Source organism: Bartonella sp. AP9QHHD, from assembly GCF_042195625.1.
Classification (GTDB): Bacteria; Pseudomonadota; Alphaproteobacteria; order Rhizobiales; family Rhizobiaceae; genus Bartonella.
In genome coordinates this window covers 1-22,714 of the sequence record NZ_JBHIOP010000047.1, presented here as the reverse complement: position 1 = coordinate 22,714, position 22,714 = coordinate 1, and the positions used below count along the sequence as shown (strand labels likewise).

The window sequence follows — 22,714 nt, the reverse complement described above, 5'->3', positions numbered from 1 at the left end:
AAAGCACTTTCTACATTCAGTGCTCTTAGCTCAACGAGAAAAAGGTTATTATTATAGATAAATTTTGGAGAAATTTTATAATAATACACAGGTCAACTTTTAAAAAATCTTCATAGTATTAAAAAACTTTCAGGCTAAAGTTTCCAACCTTTCTTTTTTTTCTTTTTGCTCAAAACAGCAACAACTTCGACATGTGGTGACCATAAAAATTGATCAATCGGTATGATTTTTTCTACTGTATACCCCCCTGCAACAAGAAGAGATAAATCACGAGCAAATGTAGTAGGATTACAAGAAATTGCCACAACACGTGATACTGTTGTCTTCGCTAATTCACGTACTTGTTGCTCTGCACCAGCACGGGGAGGATCAAAAACAACACTCTCAAAACATTCAAGTTCCTTTACAGAAAGGGGATGTCGGAAAAGATCACGTTTTTCACAAGTGACCGTTTTTAAACCAGTCGCAAAACGTGCTGCTGTATTTAGATTTCTTAATGCATCTTCATTATTTTCTACTGCATGAACATTCATCTTTTTTGCCATACGCAAGGTAAATGTTCCTACCCCTGAAAACAAATCAACAGCATTCTTTGCTTTTTTTAAATGAGTCAAAATAATATTGCCCATTATATTTTCAGCTTCACAAGTTGCTTGCAGAAAACCACCAGAAGGAAATTCAACACGGACATCTCCAAAGTAAATCTCTGGTTTTTCTCGTTCAACCAAAACTTCACCGTCAACAGATAAACGTATAATCCCATATGAAAGAGCAGCACTGATCATTCTCTGACGAAGTGATTCATGGTGTATAATGCAACCGCTTAAAGCAACATCTAAACCATTTTCAACACATGTTATCGTAACATGAAACCGTTTGGCAGAGCTCTTTAGAAAAGCACAGAGCTCTCTGATATTATGCAACTGAGAAATAAGCTCTGGACGGCTTACTGGGCATTCCTCAAGAGCTACAATCTCATGAGAGAGATAACGGTTAAAACCAACTTTTTGCCCCTGTGGGGTCATGGATGCTGTTAGAGTAATCCGCCGTCGGCTATAAGGTTTACATTCTATTAAAGGCGCAACAACATTATTAAGTCCATACTTTTTAAGCGCCTCAACAACCAATTGTTGTTTCCATACGCGATAAGCATCCATATGCCAATGCTGAAGAGTACACCCTCCACATTCTCCAAAATGCTGACAAAGAGTATCAATGCGTTCTGATGATTTTTCTTTTAATGTTATATATGTTGCATATTTTCCATGAACAGTAATTTCAGCACACTCTCCTGGTAAAGTAAAAGGAACAGAAACGAAGCCGTGAGACGTCTTAGCAATACCATAACCATTTGCTCCGATATGATCGATTATGACATTGTCATTCACTCTTGTTTTTCTCCGAATAGTAAATATTCCACGTTGCCATCACCACCTGTAATAGGGGAAGAAATTAAACCTTTTGCACTCCACCCTGTTTGTGTATTTAACCAAACAAAAAGCGCCTCAGCAGTTTCTTTAGCACTTGATGGACTTAATATTCCTCCCTTACTAAAGTGTTTACGACCAACCTCAAACTGAGGCTTTACCAGTAAAACAGCTTGGGCACCCTTCTTGGCTAAAGACAACACGGGAGGCAACGCAAGTTTGAGCGAAATAAAGCTAACATCTGAAACGATAAGATCAATTTCTCGCCCACCTAAATGTTCCTGTTTAAAATCTCTGACATTCAAGCCTTCTAATAACGTTATAGCACTGTTGCCCAATAAACGTTTATCAAATTGATGATGCCCAACATCAACGGCAATGACATGATCTGCTCCACGCTCTAAGAGAACTTGCGTAAAACCACCTGTTGATGCACCAACATCAATGGCTGTCACTTTGTCCGTTACAATTGGAAATGCATCAAGTGCAGCAATCAATTTTAACGCTGCCCGAGAAACATAATTCTGCGCTGGATCACAAACGGTAATCTCTGCATCATCAAAAACGATTTGCCCAGCTTTAAAAACGATTTCTCCGTTAACTTTAACAGTTTGGCGCATAATTGCATCACGTGCGCGTGAACGTGTCGTAAAAAAGTTTTTTTCAACTAAAAAAATATCGAGTCTTTTTCTGGAAGCCATCTCATACTCGAATTTTCTATCCTGTTCGAATCTCGCGTCCCAAAACAGCAAAAACCGTGTTTAAAATACCCATAGCGTCAAGTCCGACACGTGAAAGAACTTTTTCTGGTGAACCATGATTCAAATATTCATCAGGAAATTTTAGTGTACGAACTTTCAAACCATGCTCTAAGAGCCCTTCTTGCGCTAAAAATTGTAATATGTGCGCTCCAAATCCACCGATTGCCCCTTCTTCAATTGTCACCAATACCTCATGCTCACGTGCCAAACGACGCATCAAATCTTTATCTAAAGGTTTTGCAAACCGTGCATCTGCAACCGTTGTAGACAATTCTTCAGCCTCCAACGCATCAGCAGCTTGCAACACTTCTGACATCCGCGTTCCAAAACAAACCAAAGCGATTCTATTTCCTTCACGCAGAACGCGCCCTTTTCCAATTTCTAATAACTCACCACGTTGCGGTAAATCTATACCAATCCCCTCACCACGCGGATAACGAAAAGAAATTGGTCCCTGATCATAAGCTGCAGCTGTACGCACCATATGCATCAGTTCAAGCTCATCAGAAGGTGCCATAACAACAAACTCAGGAAGAGTGGCCAAAAAAACAATATCAAAACTTCCAGCATGTGTTGCACCATCTGCCCCCACAAAACCTGCTCGGTCAATAGCAAAACGTACCGGTAATTTTTGAATTGATACATCATGAATAATTTGATCATAAGCACGCTGTAAAAAAGTAGAATAAATTGCAACAAAAGGCTTATACCCTTCACAAGCAAGTCCTGCCGCAAAAGTTACGGCATGTTGCTCAGCGATACCAACATCAAACATTTTTTCAGGAAATTTTTTCGCAAAAGAATCAAGGCCTGTCCCTGTTGGCATCGCTGCTGTTATGCCAACAATCTTATCATCATGGCGAGCTTCTTCTATTAAAGCTTTAGAAAATACCTTGGTATAGGGTAGAATATTACTTGATGCTTTTACCTGTTTTCCTGTCGTGACATCAAAACGATTAACACCATGATATTTATCAGACGAGGCCTCTGCAGGTGGATATCCCTTTCCCTTATGGGTTACAACATGCACCAAAACAGGACCATTAGGATATTCACGAACATTTTTAAAAACAGGCAATAAATGCCCCAAATTGTGCCCATCTATGGGTCCAACATAATAAAAGCCAAGCTCATCAAATAAAGTTCCCCCAACCAAAAGGCCACGCGCAAATTCCTCTGAACGACGAGCTTTATCCAAAAAAAACTTTGGCAATTTTTCGCTCAACATCTTTACGCGTTCACGCAAATGACGATAAGAAGGACGAGACACTAATCGTGCAAGATGTGCACTCATAGCACCTGTAGGTGGTGCTATAGACATATCGTTATCATTAAGAACAACAATCAAGCGTGCATTCAAAGCACCAGCGTTGTTCATGGCTTCATAAGCCATGCCCGCAGACATTGCACCATCACCAATGACAGTTATGATATTGCGTCTTGTCTCTACTTTCAAAGCACTTGCCACTGCCATACCAAGCCCCGCTGAAATAGAAGTAGACGAATGCCCCGCTCCAAATGGATCATACACACTTTCTGAACGTTTTGTAAAACCAGATAATCCGCCCTCCTGACGTAATGTGCGAATTTTTTCTCTACGCCCCGTTAAAATCTTGTGTGGATAGGTTTGATGACCAACATCCCAAATAATCCTATCCTCTGGTGTATTAAAAATATAATGTAATGCAACAGTGAGCTCAACAACACCAAGTCCCGCCCCAAGATGACCACCTGTTACAGAAACCGCATCAATTGTTGCGGTCCGCAACTCATCAGCCAACTGTACCAAATCAGACTCAGGTAATGCCCGCAAATCTTGCGGAAAACAAACACGGTCAAGCAATGGTGTTAAGACCTGAGACAAAAAAAATCCTTCCTATTATCTTAACTCAAGAAAACACAATGATAAAAATATATCTTCTCTACTCTTTTATTTACAGTTTTGCATCTTTTTTACTGAAAATGCTCTTTTCTATTTGAGATGAGCTATAATTTCCTCATTTTTAACTTATTTTATAAAAAAGAAATCAATAAAACTTTCTGTTTATAAACTAAGGTTATTGCTTCTCTTAAGTCCCACAATAAATATCCAAAAAGATTTAAATTATTTAGCATCAAGTGGTTCCACTCCTTCTGGAAAACCTTCTTCTGAAAGCTGGATTTTTTCAACTTTAGCTTCAGCAACTCTTAAGAGTTTTTCACAATGCTTTTTAAGCGCTTCACCGCGTTCATAAATATCAATGGATTGTTCCAAAGGCACATCGCCACGTTCCAAATTTTCGACAATAACTTCAAGTTGCTTAAGCGCTTGCTCAAAGCTTAAGGTCGTAATATCCCCCTCTTGTATCTCTTTTTTCATATGAACCTCAAAAAATATCTGTTCTGGATATACGAACTCCAAAACCTTCCAAACCTACATAATGATGCTCTTTAGAAGCATAAACAATAACAGAGCCTATTCCTAAATATTTTAAAATTTGTGATCCTAAACCAATTTTGCGCCATTCTTCTTCGCGTGCAATCGCCTGCACATGGTTTTCTGAACTGTTTCTTGTCATGTTTTGAATACCAACAGTTGATTGTATAACAGATCCTTCACGCAAATAAATAAATACGCCACGTTTTTCTTTTTCCATCATACGCCGCATTATCACCATAATATCTGAAGTTTGACAAAAAACGTCACTTATAATGTTTTCATGATGTAAATGCACAGGAATATTCTCACCCTCACGGACATCACCAAAAACAATTGCAATATGCTGAACGACTTCCCAAGGGAGTTGATAACTTTGAACAATAGCGGGACCTACGAATGTTTCAATAGGCATTTCTCCAACATGCTTGATCAATATTTCCTTACGTTGGCGGTAAGCAATTAAATCTGCAACCGTTATAATATGCAACCGATGTTCTTGCGCAAATTTCATAATCTGATCGCCATGTTTAACGCTTCCATCATCATTAACTAACTCACCGATAACACCAACCGGCGGCAAATTAGCTAATTTACATAAATCAACAGCGGCCTCCGTGTGACCTGAACGCATGAGCACTCCCCCTTCATGCGCAATTAAAGGAAAAACATGCCCTGGACGAACAAAATCATCCGCACTTGCATTTGAATTCGCAAGATTACGTACAGCTAATGTACGGTCATGTGCTGAGATCCCTGTTGTTATGCCGTGTTTAAAATCAACAGTAACCGTAAATTGCGTCCCATGTGCAGAGTTATTATCTGGTACCATAGGAGAAAGATTAAACCGTTTTGCTTCTTTTTTTGGCATAGGTGTGCACACAATACCTGTTGTGTGACGAAGAATAAACGCCATCTTTTCTTCTGTACAATGCGCTGCAGCAACAGTTAAATCACCCTCATTTTCACGGTCATCATCATCTGTCACCACAACAATTTCACCGCGTTCAAAAGCTTTAAGTGCAGAAACAATTTTTTTTTCATCATACGCCATTGTTCACCTTTTCAATCACCCAACTTGACCGCGATGTCTTAGATAATGGTCAGCAATAGCACAAGCAACCATCGCTTCACCAACAGGAACGGCACGAATCCCAACACATGGATCATGACGTCCCTTTGTTATAACGTCTATATCATGACCATCAACATCAATGGAACGACGAGGTGTTAAAATTGATGAAGTAGGCTTTACAGCAAAACGCGCAACAATTGGCTGTCCACTCGATATTCCCCCTAAAATACCTCCCGCATGATTTGATAAAAAAAGCGGTTTTCCATCATTTCCCATTCGCATTTCATCCGCATTTTCTTCTCCCCTCAAGCGGGCTGCCGCAAAACCATCACCAATTTCCACACCTTTTACCGCATTAATCGACATAAGTAACGAGGCAATATCTTGATCAAGCTTTGCGTAAATAGGGGCTCCTAAACCTGCCGGAACATTTTCTGCAACGATCTCAACAACCGCACCAACAGATGTCCCCTCTTTACGGAGTTTACTGATATAGTCACTAAAAATTTGAACCATCTCTGCATCAGCTGTAAAAAAAGGATTATTATCGACCTCTGACCAATCCCAACGATCACGATTAATATTATGAGGACCAATTGCTATCACTGCTCCTCGTACAATCAAACCAGGAACGATTTTACGAGCAAATGCACCTGCTGCAACACGTGCTGCCGTCTCCCGTGCCGAAGCACGTCCCCCGCCTCGAAAATCACGAATGCCATATTTAATATCATAAGTATAATCCGCATGTCCTGGACGATACTGATGAGCAATTGCTCCATAATCTTGAGAGCGTTGATCTGTGTTTCGAATCAACAGAGAAATTGGTGTACCTGTTGTCACCAATGTCGTTCCATCGTCTTGAACAACAACTCCTGAAAGGACCTCTACTTCATCTGGTTCTCGGCGCTGCGTTGTGTATTTTGATTGTCCTGGCTTGCGTTTATCAAGATAAGCTTGAACTTCTGCAAGAGTAAAAATAATTCCAGGTGGACAACCATCAATGACACAACCAAGAGCAGCACCATGACTTTCACCCCATGTTGTTACACGAAACAAATGACCAAATGTATTATGCGACATGAAAAAAGATCCATTTCTCTGTCAAATATATACAACGATAACGTATGTTGTGTGCTATACACAAAACAGCTCTTTTCTCCCAAATACTCTTGGACACCTTAAATTTGGTCAAATTACTGCTGTCTAATAAAATCTTATAACCAAACTTTATTCTTTAACGACAGAAATGTCTGGTGCATCAACTGCTTTCATACCTATGATATTATAACCCGAATCGACATGATGGACTTCACCGGTAACAGAACGAGACAAATCTGAAAGAAAATAAAGCGCAGAATCACCAACCTCTTCAATTGTTACCGTACGACGTAATGGAGCATTATATTCATTCCATTTTAAAATATAACGAAAATCACCAATACCAGAAGCCGCTAACGTTTTAATTGGTCCAGCAGATATAGCATTAACACGAATATTTTGGGGACCTAAATCTACCGCTAAATATTTCACGCTCGCTTCAAGAGCGGCTTTGGCAACCCCCATTACATTATAATTGGGAACAACCTTTTCTGCACCATAATAGGTTAGTGTCAAGATTGAACCACCATCTGGCATCAATTTTTCTGCACGCTTCGTTAGAGCTGTTAGGGAATAAACGGAAATATTCATGGTCATCATAAAATTTGATTCGCTGATATCAATATAACGACCACTTAATTCATCTTTATCAGAAAAACCAATAGCATGAACTAAAAAATCAAGTTTTCCCCATTTCTTCTCTATTTCTCTAAAGACCGTATCAATAGAGACACTGTCAGAAACATCACAATGTCCACAAACAAATCCCTTTAATTCTTCAACCAAAGGCTCGACACGCTTTTTCATTGCTTCACCCTGATAGGTAAAAGCAAGCTCTGCCCCTGCGCTACTTGCCGCTTTAGCGATTCCCCAAGCGATGGAGCGATTATTGGCCAACCCCAAAATTAAACCACGCTTACCGTACAATAAACCATTACCCTTAGCCATCAGCACTGCCCCATTGTTACTTAAAATTAGTATTATTCACCTGCCTATGACACAGGTCAACTTTTTCTTCAAGCAATTGGTTTAAAATCAAACAAAAACTACGCTTTTATATATAAAATTTTTAAAATTAATCTTGTTGCATTTGCAAAAACTGTTCTAGTGCGGCGGCATTTTCATCTCCCGGCAACATAATGCGAACATGCACATAAAGATCATCTCTTGTACCATTTTTTAAACGAAGCCCTTTCCCTTTCAACCGTAAAACGCGATCAGAACTTGACCACGCAGGAATCGTTAAAACCACACGCCCCTCCAACGTCTCAACTTCTTCTTTTGCTCCCAAAACAGCATGTTTAAGAGAAACTGGTAAATCAAGATGGAGTGCTCTTCCTTCAACCCGAAAACGAGGATGTTTTTGAATCTGAATGGTTATTAACGCATCTCCTGCTTGCCCGTGAGGTACCGCTTCTCCCTGACCTTTTAAACGAATAACCTGTCCGTCTTCAATATAATCTGGAAGTTTAATTTTTAACTTTTTCCCATTTGGAAAAACAGCCTCCACCTTTTCTGCGCCAACCATCTGCTCTAATGTTATGGCAAGATTAGCACGAACATGTGCTCCTTGTTGGGGACGGTTATAGTGTGTGGAATTCGAAAAGCTACCACCTCCTCCAAACAGATCCCGAAAAATATCACTCGTATCAAAACCTGCACCACCTGAAGAGGAAAAATCAAATCCCTTTGCTCCTCCTGAAAAGGGATTTTGTTTATTGCTAAAATTTTCACCAGCACCATAGGCTTGATAAAGCGGTTTTCCTTCCATATCAATTTCACCGCGGTCAAATTGTGCCTTTTTATCTTTATCACCTATAATTTCATAGGCTTGATTAATTTCAGCAAATTTCTCTTTAGCCTTTGTATCATCTTTATTATGGTCTGGATGATATTTCTTCGCTAATCTTCTAAATGCCGATTTAATCTCTTGCGATTTTGCGGTACGTGCCACACCCAAAACCGTGTAGGGATCACGCATATTGCCCTCTTTTCAATTTCTTCGTTTTCAAAATATCAACTGATACGTTGTTCAATATCCCTTATAGCTTCATCAGTCTATTCTAAAGAATAATTTCTTCTTTTCTCTTTATATGTCTATCAATAAACTAAAATACCAGATAAAATGAGATATTTATTTAATATAGCTCCTTGTAGTCTATGCTAAAGTAAAAATAATTAAACTACCATAGAAATACACGATAGCATTGGCTTTTTGAAAATAAGAAAAAATGGTACTGTGACTTCTTGATGATAAAGTAAATGAGAAAATGCCTCACCCATGCTCACTGATATTTGGAGAAACTATGAGCAAAAAAATACCAACAGATGATCATTTTATGCAAATGCAAAAACCTTTTGAACTTTTCGCAAAGTGGCTTGAAGAGGCAACGATAAGTGAAATAAATGATCCGAATGCTATGGCATTAGCAACAGTTGACGAAACAGGACTCCCTAATGTTCGTATGGTTCTCCTCAAAGACTACAGTCCCCAAGGATTCGTCTTCTATACCAATTATGAAAGCTGTAAAGGACAAGAAATTTTAAAATCAATGAAAGCATCCTTAGGTTTTCATTGGAAATCACTCCGTCGTCAAGTCAGAATTAGAGGAATCGTTGAAAAAGTAAGTCAACAGGAAGCCGATGCCTATTTCCAATCGCGACCACGTGGTAGTCGAATTGGTGCATGGGCCTCTAAACAATCTCAACCTTTAGACAATCGTTTTGTGCTCGAAAAAGCAATTGCTCAATATACTGCGCGTTATGCTCTAGGCAATATTCCACGACCACCTTATTGGTCTGGGTTTCGTGTTAAACCCCTTTCTATAGAGTTCTGGTGCGATCGCCCATTTCGTTTACATGATCGTTTGCTTTTTACACGGGATTGTGTTGAACACAGCGATTGGAAAAGACAAAAACTTTATCCCTAATCCTTCAAACTTCATCGTTATGAAGATTTTTTCTTCGCAACAATTAAACAAATATTTTTTATTCGAAAAATTCTAAAAGAAGATGATTTATTTTATTTAAATAGAAGAATTTTATTTTCACTGTAAAGGTTAATTGGTGATATTTTCTACTGTATTGCTTAAAAATAGATTAGCAACAAGCTTATTAAAAAAAAACATACTGTATTCAGTAGAAACTATGATTTTAGCTAACTTATTTTTAGACCGCAGGATAAAATATCATCCATATACCCCCACATACTAAACCAGCAAAAATCACAAAACCAATAAGCGAATTAGATTTGAAAAGCCTGAGGCATTGTGAACTGTCATCTATATCAATGACTTTAATTTGAATAAACATATGGATACTTGCCACAAAAATCCCCAAAAAACTAAGAACAGGAACTCCAGCTAAATAAAATGCTAGACTAACGAACATCACAAAACCACCATACAAAAATACTAAAGCACGCTTGGTTGCTTTACCAAAAAGAAGAGCCGTAGAACGGACACCAACAGTAATGTCATCTTCTTTATCTTGATGTGCGTAGATTGTATCATATCCTATGGTCCACAAAATTGATCCCACATAAAGCAAGATTGGTGCCCAGCTTAAACTTCCAAAGACAACAGCCCACCCCATTAATGCCCCCCAATTAAATGCAACGCCTAAAAAAAACTGCGGCCAATATGTTACGCGTTTCATAAAAGGATAAAATGCAACAGCTATCAATGACGAAATACCTAGAAAAAAACTAAACCTATTAAATTGTGATAAAACGACTAAACCAACAAAACATTGCACAAGGATAAAAACTCTCGCTTGAAACCGACTCACATGACCTGTTGGCAATGGGCGAGAACGTGTCCTTTCTACCTGAGCATCAATTTTATGGTCAATAAGATCATTCCAAGTACATCCTGCCCCTCGCATAGCAATAGACCCCAGAAAAAAAAGAAAAAGATACCAAACCCAATGAAGAAACATTGATAAAAGAGTATCGTAATGCATGTTATAAGAGAAAAAAGCCATTGTTGTTGACCAAAAACAAGGCCACATCAACAATTGCCAACCGATAGGTCGATCCCAACGCGCCAATTGCGCATAAAACCATAAAGAACGGGGAAGGAAGCTGTAGACCCATTGTTTGGAAGATGCATCCATAACCCGTCCTTGGCTATCATAGGACTGAACATGCGCGATATTTTTATTTTTTTTCATCAAATGATTTACCTTTGGTCTTGCGATAGAGACATTTCATTCTTATGAGAAGGGGATGAGATTAATTATCTTTTATGAGAGGAGCAAGCAATGAATATTCTTCTTATTGGCTCAGGTGGACGAGAACATGCTTTAGCATGGAAAATAGCAGCATCACCACTGCTAACAAAGTTATATTGTGCTCCTGGAAATCCTGCAACAACAGAATTTGGTGAAAATATTAATTTAAACATTGATGACCATCCCCTTGTTATTGATTTTTGTAAGGCACATTCTATTGATCTTGTAATTGTAGGACCAGAAGCACCCTTGGTGGCGGGTATAACAGACTCTCTTAATAGCGCTAACATCTGTGTATTTGGTCCTACTCAAAAAGCTGCTCAACTAGAAGGTTCAAAAGCCTTTACAAAAGATTTATGTCGGAAGAATAACATTCCTACAGGAAGTTACCAATGCTTTAATGATGCCTCTAAAGCTAAAGCTTACATTCAGCAACAAGGTGTTCCCATTGTTATTAAAGCTGATGGCTTAGCAGCTGGCAAAGGTGTCGTGGTTGCAACAACTATGGAAGAAGCGTTTAACGCAGTTGATGCCTGCTTCAAAAGTACATTTGGAGATGCAGGAAACAAAATTGTTGTAGAATCTTTTCTTGAAGGTGAAGAAGCAAGCTTCTTCTGCCTTTGTGATGGTAAAGTTGCTCTTCCTTTTGGATCTGCTCAAGATCATAAACGTGTAGGTGATGGGGATACTGGAGCAAACACCGGTGGTATGGGTGCTTATTCACCAGCGCCCATCATGACCCAAGAAATAGTGAATCGTACTCTCAAAGAAATTGTTGAACCAGCTTTAAAAAGCATGAAAGAAATGGGCGCCCCCTTTAAAGGTATTCTCTTCGTCGGATTAATGATAACGCAAAAAGGACCCGAATTAATTGAATTTAACGTACGATTCGGTGATCCTGAATGTCAAGTTTTAATGATGCGCCTCAAAGATGATATTTTGCCAATTTTTCTTGCTGCATCTCAAGGAAAACTTGAAAATAAGCCTCTTCGGTGGTCTGAAAAAACAGCTCTCACCGTTGTTATGGCTGCTAGTGGTTATCCAGACTCTCCCCAAAAAGGTACTGTTATCCGTAACGTTGATCAAGTAAACACTCTTCCCGATGTGAAAGTTTTTCAAGCTGGTACAGTGTTGCGTGATGGAGAACTCATTGCAAATGGTGGACGTGTACTCAATATAACTGCAACAGGAAAAACGATTACGCATGCACAAAAACGTGCTTATGAAGCTGTTGATTGTATTGATTGGCCAGAAGGTTTTGTTCGTCGAGATATCGGATGGAGAGCCGTTGCGCGAGAAAATTAAATCCTTTGAATATTCTTTTTTTACGATTTTCTTATTTTATATAAGAGCATGATACAAAAATTTTCTCACTGTTTTACGTTGACCATAACTTTGAAAAAATAAGTGTGCTTTCCTTTGAACAATCAAATATTGTAAATAGGATATCTACTCATGATAAAATAGGAAAATTTTCTGAATCTGAAGATGTAATATAAAATAATCATTTTACTGTTGTCTTTACTTTAAACGCATTTTCTCATCATTTTTATAAACACTTTCTTTCTTATAAAATCCTGAGGAAAAACGTATATACTATCATTCCTTTTATTTATCGCGTTTTTAGTGAAATTCCGCTTTTACGAAAAATAAAATGCCCAAAAAAGATAGTTATGTTATTCACATACAAATTCTTAAACAATATCTCTCATGCTTATCATTCCCATTTTACGACACTACCTGCAAATAGTATAAATCCATTCTGCCAGCTTTCTGGAATAAAAATAAAAACCTATACCATCATTGTATTTTCCAATTCTCAATATTACGATAACCCTTTCTATCTAAATGATTTTGATTATAAAAGAGAGATGAAATAAGAATATTCTGCAATATTCAAAGCTTTCATTCAACATGGAGAAATGATTTATAAAAAAAAATTCAAAAACACTTCCAGTAATCTTCTGGTGTTTTTAATAATGTGGCAAAAACCCAAAATTATACCGCAAAAAAACAGTTTCTATTGTTATGAAAACCGTTTTTACCTCTCTGAAAAAAGCGTTTTATATCATCGATTCCTGCTGCCAATGTATGGTGTCAAAAAACTCTCATTTACAATCATTGACTTTCTCTTTGTTTTCAAGAACCAAAAGTCACACCAAATCCCGTCTGTAAAGGTCTGAATTCTCATTAAGCGGGTTCCTCTTGCTTCCCACTCATATGCTGCACTTACACAAAGACCTACAAGCAAACTTAAGAATATTCGCCATATCTTCTAACAACACTTCATGTGTGAAGTTTACATGCCTTATGTTACCTCCCCAAACAACGATGTTTTACAGCACAACAAGATAAATGCTGACGGTCGTACAAAAATGAATGCATGTTAATTTACTGGAGTGCAATTCGATTCGCAATCACCAAACGCAAGCCTAACGGATTGCTATAACGAAGTAAAAAATGCTTTTGTTTAGAATGTGCTGTTGTACCAAAAAATCGATGTAAATCAGAACGATCTTTTACAACCAGAATGCGATTATCTTCATTGATCATAAGCATGGGAAGGCCATAAGTATCCGCCCATAACCGCCAATCCAGAAGAACATTATTCAAATCTCTGGAAACCAAAAGCGGTATACAAGCTTCCTCATCGGCATGAAGTAATTCTAATGAAACAGCTCTTTCTCCTGAACGCGTTTTTACGGTACGTGCTGCAATTCCTTGAAAATGATAAGGGGGTATTAAATGCGATAAGCTTGAAGGCATATCCGTTTTAAAAGAAACACCACGCTCATTTAACGAACAAATAACCTGATTACCCGTTTTGGATGAAAAATATGTCGTCGTTTGTGGCAAATGGCACGGATCTAACCGAAATTCAAGCACCGCTTTTGCCTGATTAAAGCATTGATTAGCCATATACATTATCCCAATTTATCTTAAATAACATACACCCTTTAGCAGCTTTTTCTCACTGGATTATTAAAAGTTTGAATAAAAAACAACTGGTTTCTTTTTTGGTTATTAAAATCTAAACAAAAATGCATGATCACCATTCTTGAATTATAATACTTTTCCAGGATTCATTATCCCTAAAGGATCGAGTGTTTTTTTAATCCCTTGCATAATATCCAATGCGACAGGCGATTTAAAAGAACGAAGTTCTTCGCGCTTAAGCTGACCAATTCCATGCTCAGCAGAAAATGCACCTCTATAGTCCACCACTAAACTATGAATGCGATGATTCATTGTTGACCATAACTGCAAAAACACTGTCGTATCAGCTCCTACAGGTTGTGTAATATTATAATGTAAATTTCCATCGCCCATGTGTCCAAAACAAATCACCTGTGCTCCTGGAGCAATATCTTCAACAATGAGCGCTGCCTCAGCAATAAAATCAGGAATAGAAGCAAGTGGGATTGCAATATCATGCTTAATGGACCCTCCTGCTAACTTTTGTGCTGATGATATACTTTCTCGTAATTGCCAAAAAAAATCTTGCTGTTTTAAAGATTGCGCAACAACTGCATCTTCTATCACCGCGTTCTTTAAAGCTTCTTCTAAAATAGTACTCAATACCGATAACGCCTCATCATTGCCTTGCAACGATGAAATGTTCATTAATACATACCATTCATGTTTCCGCTGAAGAGGAGGCTTCTCACACATCTTATAATCTAAAGCCATTTGCAAACTGGGATTTCCCATGAGCTCAAAACCTGTCAACATCCCTCCTCCATATTCTTGAGCCAGAGATAAAAACTCTAAGGCCTTCGCCGGACTATATAATCCCACCAAAGCAACAGCTTTTCCTTTTATTTTTGGAAACATCTTCAAAACGGCTGCGGTTATAACTCCCAATGTGCCTTCTGCACCAATAAAAAGATCTTTTAAATCATAACCGCTATTGTCTTTTTTAACAAAACGCAAATCATCTAAAATACGCCCATCCGGTAAAACAACTTCTAAACCAAGACAAAGATCACGCATATTGCCATAAGCTAAAACAGCTGTCCCTCCAGCATTCGACGAAAGATTTCCTCCTACTTGGCAAGAACCTTCAGATGCCAAAGAAAGAGGGAAAAAACGACCTGATTCATCCACTTTTTTCTGTAAATCCTGTAAAATAACACCAGCCTCTACAACAACAAAATTTCCCTCAAGATTTATAGCTCTAATCTTATTTAATCGCTCCATGGATAAAAGAACGCTCCCTCCTCCTTCATCTGGTTGTTGTCCCCCCACAAGCCCTGTATTTCCACCCTGTGGCACAATCGGTGTGCGCGTTTTGCTCGCTAACTGCATAATCGATGAGACCTCTGCGCAAGAAGATGGACGTAAAAGTAAAGGTGTTTTTCCATGAAAAAGCCCACGCTCTTCAAGCAAATACGGTGCAATCAAAGCTTGATCCGTTATAGCATGCTTAGCACCAACAATTTCCCTAAACCCTTCAATTAATTCCTGCTCCATGTTCATTTCTCCTTTGGAGCCGCAGCCCGTATAAGACGATCATTGATAGCCTCTCCTAATCCGTATGATGGAATAGGTTCTACTGCGATACATCTCACTTTAAATGAATCTAGTTCCTTCATATATTGAAATAAATGAGAGGCTGCCTCTTCCAACTTTCCATCTTCGCTAAGGTTTAAAATAGAAACGGCATTTTCAGCCCCCATAACACGCTTTGAACCAAATGCTAAAAGCGCTTCACCATTTTCCACCTTTTCTACATTCAAACGAACCGTAGCATTGGGAGCATAATGCGATTTTAACATCCCAGGAGCTTCAATCGCCGCCCTTTGATCTATCCGTTTTAAAGGCTTCCCCACAACCTCTTCAATTTTATCAGCCGCAAGCCCCCCTGGACGCAAAAGATAAATATTTTCACCACAAATTTTAATAATCGTTGATTCCAGCCCTATTTTAGCAGGTCCTCCGTCCAATATCAAAGGAACAGATTCCCCCAAAGATGCAAAAACAGCCTCAGCTGAAGTAGGGCTAAGACGCCCCGATTGATTCGCACTAGGAGCAGCAAGTGGACGGCCAAAATGTTGTACCACTTCCGCAAAACGACTGTCTGGAAAACGAACAGCCAAGGTATTCAAACCAGAGGTTGTTAAAGGATGGATATTATGCTGTTCCTTTAAAGGCAAAACCAATGTCAAAGGCCCTGGCCAAAATTCCTCTATTAATTGGCGTGAAAGAAAGTCAATTTTAACATAACGTTCCGCCATTTCGATGCCGCTAACATGCGCAATAAGAGGATTAATTTGTGGACGACCCTTTGTAGAGTAAATAGAAGAAATTGCCCTCCCATTGGTTGCATCGCCCGCTAATCCATAAACAGTTTCCGTTGGTAACGCTACTAACTTCCCTTGTTCAAGAAGCGCTATTGCCTCTCTTATCGAAGCACTATCGAGTGGTAGAATCGTCATGACACATCATTTCTATAACACTCTTTTAGTGATATTATGCTCTTTTTTATTCATATATCACATTGATTTATATGTTTTTTTAAGTATGGGGTTCATAAATAAAGGTTAGGGAATAGGATTTTCCAATATTCTTCTACAAAACATATCTTATTCTTCTAACTTTCTCTAATAATTTTTTGAATTTTGCTAAGTTCTCTTGTGAAAAGCTATTGTTGAAACTCTTGACATAGACTTAACGTGCAGTACATTGCACTACAATTGAATAGGGGATTTAGAAATGGGAAAAATTCAAGCCCGCATACCTGATCAAGTTCAAGAAATTGCAAGTGCAGTTATTAAGTCTACGGGTTTAACTGTATCGGATGCAGTACGCATGTTTATGACCCGCATTGCTAGAGATCGAACATTACCGCTTGGATCTTTCAACCAAATCCGGAAACATTACGAGCTATCGAGGATGCCGAAATGGGATGCGTCGAACGTACATCATTAGACAGCTTAAGGACCATGATACGCGAAGATAGAACCGAAATGCGTAAATCTGAAAAGAAAACCTAAGCTTGCTATATTGTCTATACGCGTTCATTCCGGTCTGACCTTAAACGTGAAAGCAAAGGTAGGTATGCTAATACACTAGAGAAGGATTTGCTGCTTGTAGTCAAAGCGTTAGCGGAGAATGAACCGCTAAAAGCGCATTGGAGAGATCATGCGCTAACAGGTCAATGGCGCAATTGTCGTGATTGTCATATCAAGCCAGATTTAGTTTTGATCTATCGAAAGCCAGATGCCAAAACACTAGAGCTTTTACGACTTGGTTTGCATTCTGAACTACGCTTATGATTGGATCTCCAATTCATAGTAAAAAGAATTTTTCGTAGTTTTGCTTGTATGTCAGTTTTTCTAATTTTTTGAGAACCATTGTTTTAAATGTGCGAAGATGTTGTCTATTGCATCCATGAGGCGTGCAAAATCAAGGATAAGCAAAAAAAGAAAAAATGCTATCCACTTCATCAAGCGAGACATCATTTTCACGCTTTGATAGGTGATGATCATTTCTTGAAGCATTTCTTTTTCTGATTCTGTAAGCTCTGTGTGTTTTTTGGATTTTTTTCTAACCATGTTTCCACCCACACAAGCGTTCACCTAGAGTATTGTGCTTTAAGATCTCTCTTGCTAAATTGGAACTGATGGCGTTCAGATCTTTCTTGTCTAAATAAATTGGCAACCAGCCAACACAAGAAGAAGCATATTTATTTGTCGCGCAACCAGTGAGAGAGAGCAGCACGCATATCAGCATCACTTTTTTGATTAACTTCACTTTCCACCTCAAGCCGTGTTGTGGCTGCTTTTAAAGCTTTTTCTGTTTGCTTTTGTTGCTCTACTTTTTTCCCAAGAGTAAAAGCTTTTGCTAAGGCAATAAAAAAAGCGGCTAAAGCCGCACCTGTTACCATCAAGTTTCTTTTCATCCATAAGATCATAGGCGGTGCTCCTGAAAGCGTTTAGCAACAAAGAAAATGCCAGTACATGCCGCTCAAACCATAATGGCGGCTAAAGCCCATTGAACTAGACCATTGCCCGCTAAAAAACCGCCAAGACCTGAGAAAGAACCAATAATCGGTGCCAATGCTTCTGCTTTGAGAAACCCTGTTGGTGCTTGCGTTTCTACTGTTTGATAATTGGAAGAAACATAAGCCCCTTTCGCCCATAGTCCTGCCTCTGCTACACGCCGGTGTACAAGACCTTGTAAACGTTTGCCTCCCGCTTTGGTCCATTTCTGCAATTCGGTTGGTACAGATTCATAATCCCCCGATTAAGCCTTTTAAGTAGTGTTCTATAGCCTTCTTGAGGGCTTAACGTGTTGCCTATGATTTTCATGGCAAGATCTGGATATTGCGTGAGTGCTTGCGCATCTTCATCGCTATACCCTTTAGAGCGTAAAAATTGCAAAGTTTGTTTATGTTGTGCGCGTTCCTTGTTGCCCTGCCGCATAAGGATAGATGCATTTGAAAAACTTTCTTGTGGTGTTTTTCCTGATGCTAACCCCGCAAAAAAATCCATGAGATGCTCGGAAAATTCTGATTTTCTAAAACGCTCCCATAAGCTGCTTGGATTTGCATCTTTATGAATAAAGTTCCCAACGGCGTTTACATAATCGGTTGCCTGTTCTGGCATATCATTTGCTTTTAAATGCTCCTCTTCTGGTAAGTGTGCATTCAAATGTTTTTCTTCTCCTATAGGTGCATCAAAAAGCTTTTCCTCATCATTTCCAGAATCGTTTTTCAAAGAGTTTGCCGCTATAGATTTCTCATTAAGTTGAGCAATATAATCCATCACATCTTTTTGCTGTCGACCAGCTTCATCCCCACTAGACTGATCAATGTTCCCAACAAGTGGAGATTGAGGAATCATTGATGCAACACCTCCCTACTCTGAGAAGTCATGCTTTTGTTGCTCTGGCGCCTCTTGTACCTTAACAGTATCCTTTGAAACATCCGGCAATGGAGGCATTTGGCGCTTTAAATCATCTGTAGACATAATCAATTCTGCTGGCGTTTTTTTCCCAGCTTGTTCTGTCCCTGCTTGAGAACCACGAATAAGCTCTGTAGGACTCAATTTTTGTGGAGTATTATCCCCATTGCTCGCATCAAAAGGGTCTGTGCGACAAGCAGCCCGTTCTAAAAAACTTGGCTTGTATCGTCCTTCCAACGGCGTGCTTGGAGGCATCGAGCGTTGTTGCAATAAATATCTAGGTAACTGCGGTATAACCTGATACATTAAAGGACGCAAAAATTTTGGATCAAACAACTTTAAAAGAGAATTTGTGTTTTCTTGTTCCATCACTGCACCCTTTCCATCTCACAGCCACGCTTGCTATAATCTACATGCAAAAAACCTATCGCCTTATGCAAGAAAACAGCTTCAGGTTTTGACTTCAAACATCCTGCGCCATTACACCGCGATAGCGCTCTGGGGCGCCCTTGTAATTATACTCATAGAGTTTGTGTCCATCTCGCTGCCCTACTCGTACGATATTTTCTTTCGCTCTGACGTTGCTAAGCCCAGCAAAAGTACCAAGGATAGTTCCAACATTTCCAACAATCTCCTACGGATTAGTTTTTTTTATATAACAAGATATTGATTTATAATAATAATCTAGCGTTATTTATATTGAATTAGCCTCCCGAATAACGTAGGATTCTCTCATTTCAAATCTGTTTATCTTGAATCAATCAAAATCACTTGCTTGCACATCATAAGCGGGGCTGATGTGTGGGTAAAAACTATAGAAGAAAGGAGTAAAAATGATTCTTATGAATCGTCTTAAGAGCCAAGGGCTGTAGCAACACCCACGAGCTGGTTTTGTACACTTTCAAAAATGATATCTTTACCTGCTCCCAAGGTGATATTCCCGCTCTGCTCACCATTTGCATAAACAGGATTGGTACCAGCGATAATATCAGCGCCAACACCATGAATGCTGCCTTATTTAAAGTGCCACCCGCTTGAATAAAGAAGGAGACGGCTTTGATCCCCTACTTCATTCGTGATTTTATCCAACGACCTTTTAACGATGGGGAGGACGCTTTGGTGATCGCTTTTGTAAAGCTTTTTGCTTTTGCTGACGTTTTCTTTCATCCTCAAAATGCGTTAGTAAAGCCCGTTCCTGTTTCGTTTTGTTGGTCACACCAAAGGTGTCATTGTCCATAAATTGCTGATATCCTGCTATCATTAAATTGCTTAGGAATGAGCCACTTTTGGGAGGTTGTGTAAAATAGATCCCTTTTGAATCTTGCAGTTTATATCGGAAACCTGCTTTTTTCATGCACTCATAAACTGAGGCAAATTCACTCGCATACGAATTCATATCACTAGAAGAAGCATAAACCGGTTTCCAACCACATTTTGATAAGGATTGTTGGATCATCGCTTTATCGACACCTGGTTTTTCCCATAATGCTAAAGTTGATGGAGGAGGTTGGTTAACACATCCAGCTGTATTTAAGAGAGCTATGCAACTCAATAGTTTTAAGATTTTCTTCATTCTTCCCCTCTTTCAATGGATTTATTTACAATAAAAAAGCTCGTAAGCCTGTTGATATTTTCTGTCATCGCTGCTTAAACAACGGTGAACAATATTGAGATGATTGGTTGAGAAAACAATCCCACCATTCCAAGCAAAGGCAAGGATGGCAGATTGTTGATCATCACAAACAGCAAAACTTAAGGATAGCATTCATATTGTTCTGGATGCTTTTTACAAAACGGGCTGTTCAAGCGCTTCTTGACACTGCGCTGTGGTATGACAGCACCTGGACGACAAATGGGAAGATCCTCGGCTTTATGATTTACACACCAAGTTCCCCCTCCCACTTTATCACGAAAACCTGATTGAATCATACAAGCTTCTATGGTTGCTATTGCATTGTAGCTGAGCTTTCTGCTTTCTGGATCAGTATCATAAGGGGTTGGCATTCCACATTCTAATAAGGCTTTTCCTACCTCAGTAAAATCAGTAACACCATTTTTCTCCCACGCGCTCAAATACCCCCCAGGAGTTTTATTAAACTGGCACCCAGCTATACTCAATAGAGTTATCGCACTTAATAATTTTAAGATTTGTTTCATTTTTTACTCCATGATTTACTTGAAGGAACTTGTTCACGATGAGATGAGCCGTAAAGCATGTTGCACATACGCCCCGCATCTCCAAGACAGGTATGGGAGCTTATGGGATTCATGATCACTCTCCACCATTCTGTCAAAACGTTACTACCAGCAGGGAGTGTCCCGTAGGTATAGCCATTGCCGCCAATAATTCTGCTGACAAAGTCATATCTATGCCCATCAAAGCCAACAGTGGTTTGTTTGCCATCACTCACATAACCTAACAGACCGGATGCAACTAAAACATTAAAGGCTGGTCCATAGAAATTGATATTCGTGTTGTCGGCTATACCGTGAACACCTTCTTGTTTGAAAGAATTCAGCATATTTCCCAATGTCATTGTCCCGCGACTATGTCCATAAAGTTCTAATCCTGTGAGACCATAGCTATACATCAAATCTTTTGCTACTTGTGTGGAATTGGTCAAACCCCAAAAGTTATTTTCCATAAACTTCTGATAGCCCGCGACTAGAAGTTCTGAGATAGCAGAATCGGCTTCTGGGAACACAACAAAATAAAGCGGTTCATTTTTATTCTCCGCATGTTGCTCTGCATAAACAGCCGCCTCATAGGGTGTTGTAAGAATACCATTGAGGAAAAAATGAACCTTGCCATCAGAACCTTTTTGTAAATTCTGTTGTTCTTCATCCGTTAAATAATGTGCGTGAGGAAACAATCGCGCCATTCCAAGTGAAGGCAAGGATGGCGGATTGTTGATCATCACTAGCAAGACTTAAGGTTTGCATTCAGGTGCATTTTTATATTTTTTACAAAAAGGGCTGTTTAAGCGCTTCTTGACACTGGGCCTCGGGATCACAGCACCTGGACGACAAATGGGCAAGTTTTCGGCTCTAAAAGTATAACACCACCCTCCCGCTCTTGCTACTTCTTCATCTTTATAGCGGAATCCTGATTGAATCATGCAAGCATAAGTTGTTGCTTTTGCATTGATGCTCTGCTTTCTATTTTCTGGAAATACATCATAAGGCGTTGGCATACCACATTCTAATAATGCTTTTCCTATTTCAGTAAAATCTGCTCCTGGCTTCTCCCAAGCAGTCAAGTATCCTGAAGGAGGCTTATTAAACTGACATCCAGCGATACTGAATAGAGTTACAGCACTTAATAATTTTAAGGTTTGTTTCATTTTTTACTCCATGATTTACTTGAAGGAACTTGTTCACGATGAGATGAGCCATAACGCACGTTACACTTATCGCCCGCGTCTCCAAGACAGGTATGGGAACTTATGGGATTTGTAGCCACTCTCAACCATTCTGTCCAAACGTTACTGCCAGCAGGGAGTGTCCCGTAGGTATAGCCATTGCCGCCAATAATTCTGCTTACAAAGTCATATCTATTCCCATCAAAACCAATAGTGGTTTGTTTGCCATCACTCACATAACCTAACAGACCGGATGCAACTAAAACATTAAAGGCGGGTCCATAGAAATTGATATTCGTGTTGTCGGCTATACCGTGAACACCTTCTTGTTTGAAAGAATTCAGCATATTCCCCAATGTCATGGTACCACGGCTATGTCCATAAAGTTCTAACCCTGTAATACCATGGCTATACACCAAATCTTTTGCTTCT

At 39.2% G+C, this 22,714-nt stretch carries 23 protein-coding genes and 4 pseudogenes; 4 read left to right on the top strand and 23 right to left on the bottom strand.

Annotated features, from left to right (window positions below; all coding sequences use genetic code 11):
* Window positions 1-134: 134 nt before the first annotated feature.
* From ACFIK4_RS03670 to ACFIK4_RS03635, 8 genes are all read right to left on the bottom strand, one after another.
* The gene (locus tag ACFIK4_RS03670; protein ID WP_375638051.1) at window positions 135-1,388 is read right to left on the bottom strand and encodes a class I SAM-dependent RNA methyltransferase; all 1,254 of its coding nucleotides are present in this window, start codon (window positions 1,386-1,388) and stop codon (window positions 135-137) included.
* Entirely contained in the window at window positions 1,385-2,128 is a 744-nt protein-coding gene (locus ACFIK4_RS03665) for a TlyA family RNA methyltransferase (RefSeq protein ID WP_375613026.1), read from the bottom strand. The genes ACFIK4_RS03670 and ACFIK4_RS03665 overlap by 4 nt, the downstream gene beginning before the upstream one ends.
* A 16-nt stretch (window positions 2,129-2,144) precedes the next feature.
* Window positions 2,145-4,052, bottom strand: coding sequence for a 1-deoxy-D-xylulose-5-phosphate synthase (gene dxs, locus ACFIK4_RS03660; RefSeq protein ID WP_375675020.1), 1,908 nt, complete (start codon window positions 4,050-4,052; stop codon window positions 2,145-2,147).
* Window positions 4,053-4,292: 240 nt separating this feature from the next.
* Entirely contained in the window at window positions 4,293-4,547 is a 255-nt protein-coding gene (locus ACFIK4_RS03655; RefSeq protein WP_375611123.1) for an exodeoxyribonuclease VII small subunit, read from the bottom strand.
* A gap of 7 nt (window positions 4,548-4,554) precedes the next feature.
* Window positions 4,555-5,658, bottom strand: coding sequence for a 3,4-dihydroxy-2-butanone-4-phosphate synthase (ribB, locus tag ACFIK4_RS03650; RefSeq protein WP_375668546.1), 1,104 nt, complete (start codon window positions 5,656-5,658; stop codon window positions 4,555-4,557).
* A 15-nt stretch (window positions 5,659-5,673) separates the two neighbouring features.
* On the bottom strand, window positions 5,674-6,762 hold the full coding sequence (gene aroC / locus ACFIK4_RS03645; RefSeq protein WP_375613029.1) for a chorismate synthase: 1,089 nt from the start codon (window positions 6,760-6,762) through the stop codon (window positions 5,674-5,676).
* A 147-nt stretch (window positions 6,763-6,909) separates the two neighbouring features.
* Window positions 6,910-7,728, bottom strand: coding sequence for an enoyl-ACP reductase FabI (fabI, locus tag ACFIK4_RS03640; protein ID WP_375675016.1), 819 nt, complete (start codon window positions 7,726-7,728; stop codon window positions 6,910-6,912).
* Between the two features lie 127 nt (window positions 7,729-7,855).
* Entirely contained in the window at window positions 7,856-8,761 is a 906-nt protein-coding gene (locus ACFIK4_RS03635) for a DnaJ C-terminal domain-containing protein (RefSeq protein ID WP_375675014.1), read from the bottom strand.
* Between the two features lie 325 nt (window positions 8,762-9,086).
* On the opposite strand from ACFIK4_RS03635, the gene pdxH reads away from it, so the two are divergent.
* Window positions 9,087-9,710 carry a pyridoxamine 5'-phosphate oxidase gene (gene pdxH / locus ACFIK4_RS03630; RefSeq protein WP_375628318.1) on the top strand — a complete coding sequence of 208 codons (624 nt, stop codon included), beginning with the start codon at window positions 9,087-9,089 and terminating at the stop codon, window positions 9,708-9,710.
* 238 nt (window positions 9,711-9,948) lie between these two features.
* On the opposite strand, the gene ubiA is transcribed toward pdxH, so the two are convergent.
* Window positions 9,949-10,953 (bottom strand): 4-hydroxybenzoate octaprenyltransferase, encoded by a 1,005-nt coding sequence (ubiA, locus tag ACFIK4_RS03625; RefSeq protein ID WP_375628320.1) that lies wholly within the window; start codon window positions 10,951-10,953, stop codon window positions 9,949-9,951.
* 90 nt (window positions 10,954-11,043) lie between these two features.
* Between ubiA and purD the strand changes: the two genes are divergently transcribed.
* Entirely contained in the window at window positions 11,044-12,318 is a 1,275-nt protein-coding gene (gene purD / locus ACFIK4_RS03620; RefSeq protein ID WP_375638048.1) for a phosphoribosylamine--glycine ligase, read from the top strand.
* Between the two features lie 1,086 nt (window positions 12,319-13,404).
* On the opposite strand, the gene ACFIK4_RS03615 is transcribed toward purD, so the two are convergent.
* The 3 genes from ACFIK4_RS03615 to ACFIK4_RS03605 all read right to left on the bottom strand — a co-directional run bounded on the left by ACFIK4_RS03615 (window position 13,405) and on the right by ACFIK4_RS03605 (window position 16,451).
* Entirely contained in the window at window positions 13,405-13,932 is a 528-nt protein-coding gene (locus ACFIK4_RS03615) for a DUF6101 family protein (RefSeq protein WP_375638047.1), read from the bottom strand.
* Between the two features lie 144 nt (window positions 13,933-14,076).
* Entirely contained in the window at window positions 14,077-15,486 is a 1,410-nt protein-coding gene (locus tag ACFIK4_RS03610) for an FAD-binding oxidoreductase (RefSeq protein WP_375611115.1), read from the bottom strand.
* A 2-nt stretch (window positions 15,487-15,488) separates the two neighbouring features.
* On the bottom strand, window positions 15,489-16,451 hold the full coding sequence (locus ACFIK4_RS03605; protein ID WP_375611114.1) for an L-threonylcarbamoyladenylate synthase: 963 nt from the start codon (window positions 16,449-16,451) through the stop codon (window positions 15,489-15,491).
* Between the two features lie 277 nt (window positions 16,452-16,728).
* On the opposite strand from ACFIK4_RS03605, the pseudogene ACFIK4_RS03600 reads away from it, so the two are divergent.
* Both ACFIK4_RS03600 and ACFIK4_RS03595 read left to right on the top strand, forming a co-directional pair.
* A pseudogene (locus tag ACFIK4_RS03600) lies at window positions 16,729-17,009 on the top strand (type II toxin-antitoxin system RelB/DinJ family antitoxin).
* A 9-nt stretch (window positions 17,010-17,018) separates the two neighbouring features.
* On the top strand, window positions 17,019-17,291 hold the full coding sequence (locus tag ACFIK4_RS03595) for a type II toxin-antitoxin system YafQ family toxin (protein WP_375668549.1): 273 nt from the start codon (window positions 17,019-17,021) through the stop codon (window positions 17,289-17,291).
* A 60-nt stretch (window positions 17,292-17,351) separates the two neighbouring features.
* Here the strand turns inward: ACFIK4_RS03595 and ACFIK4_RS03590 are convergent, their stop codons facing one another.
* From ACFIK4_RS03590 to ACFIK4_RS03540, 11 genes and pseudogenes are all read right to left on the bottom strand, one after another.
* Window positions 17,352-17,570, bottom strand: a complete 219-nt coding sequence (locus ACFIK4_RS03590) for a hypothetical protein (protein ID WP_375611113.1) — start codon at window positions 17,568-17,570, stop codon at window positions 17,352-17,354.
* A complete protein-coding gene (locus ACFIK4_RS03585) occupies window positions 17,563-17,769 on the bottom strand; it encodes a hypothetical protein (RefSeq protein ID WP_375633750.1) in 207 nt (68 codons plus the stop codon). Before ACFIK4_RS03585 ends, ACFIK4_RS03590 begins: the two co-directional genes overlap by 8 nt.
* Window positions 17,702-17,929: a hypothetical protein gene (locus ACFIK4_RS03580; RefSeq protein ID WP_375612620.1), complete on the bottom strand. Its 228-nt coding sequence runs from the start codon at window positions 17,927-17,929 to the stop codon at window positions 17,702-17,704. Before ACFIK4_RS03580 ends, ACFIK4_RS03585 begins: the two co-directional genes overlap by 68 nt.
* 53 nt (window positions 17,930-17,982) lie before the next feature.
* Window positions 17,983-18,281, bottom strand: a pseudogene (locus tag ACFIK4_RS03575) (glycoside hydrolase family protein); the annotation flags it as partial.
* Window positions 18,276-19,289: pseudogene (locus tag ACFIK4_RS03570) on the bottom strand (hypothetical protein); the annotation flags it as partial. The pseudogenes ACFIK4_RS03570 and ACFIK4_RS03575, both read right to left, overlap by 6 nt.
* Window positions 19,290-20,016: 727 nt before the next feature.
* Window positions 20,017-20,493, bottom strand: coding sequence for a hypothetical protein (locus ACFIK4_RS03565; protein WP_375616816.1), 477 nt, complete (start codon window positions 20,491-20,493; stop codon window positions 20,017-20,019).
* Between the two features lie 21 nt (window positions 20,494-20,514).
* A complete protein-coding gene (locus tag ACFIK4_RS03560; protein ID WP_375675009.1) occupies window positions 20,515-20,685 on the bottom strand; it encodes a hypothetical protein in 171 nt (56 codons plus the stop codon).
* Window positions 20,673-21,077: a hypothetical protein gene (locus ACFIK4_RS03555; protein ID WP_375675007.1), complete on the bottom strand. Its 405-nt coding sequence runs from the start codon at window positions 21,075-21,077 to the stop codon at window positions 20,673-20,675. The genes ACFIK4_RS03560 and ACFIK4_RS03555 overlap by 13 nt, the downstream gene beginning before the upstream one ends.
* Window positions 21,074-21,838 carry a filamentous hemagglutinin gene (locus tag ACFIK4_RS03550; RefSeq protein ID WP_375675005.1) on the bottom strand — a complete coding sequence of 255 codons (765 nt, stop codon included), beginning with the start codon at window positions 21,836-21,838 and terminating at the stop codon, window positions 21,074-21,076. The genes ACFIK4_RS03555 and ACFIK4_RS03550 overlap by 4 nt, the downstream gene beginning before the upstream one ends.
* 12 nt (window positions 21,839-21,850) lie before the next feature.
* Window positions 21,851-22,264, bottom strand: a complete 414-nt coding sequence (locus tag ACFIK4_RS03545; RefSeq protein ID WP_273790553.1) for a hypothetical protein — start codon at window positions 22,262-22,264, stop codon at window positions 21,851-21,853.
* Window positions 22,261-22,714 (bottom strand): annotated as a pseudogene (locus ACFIK4_RS03540) (filamentous hemagglutinin); the annotation flags it as partial. The gene ACFIK4_RS03545 and the pseudogene ACFIK4_RS03540, both read right to left, overlap by 4 nt.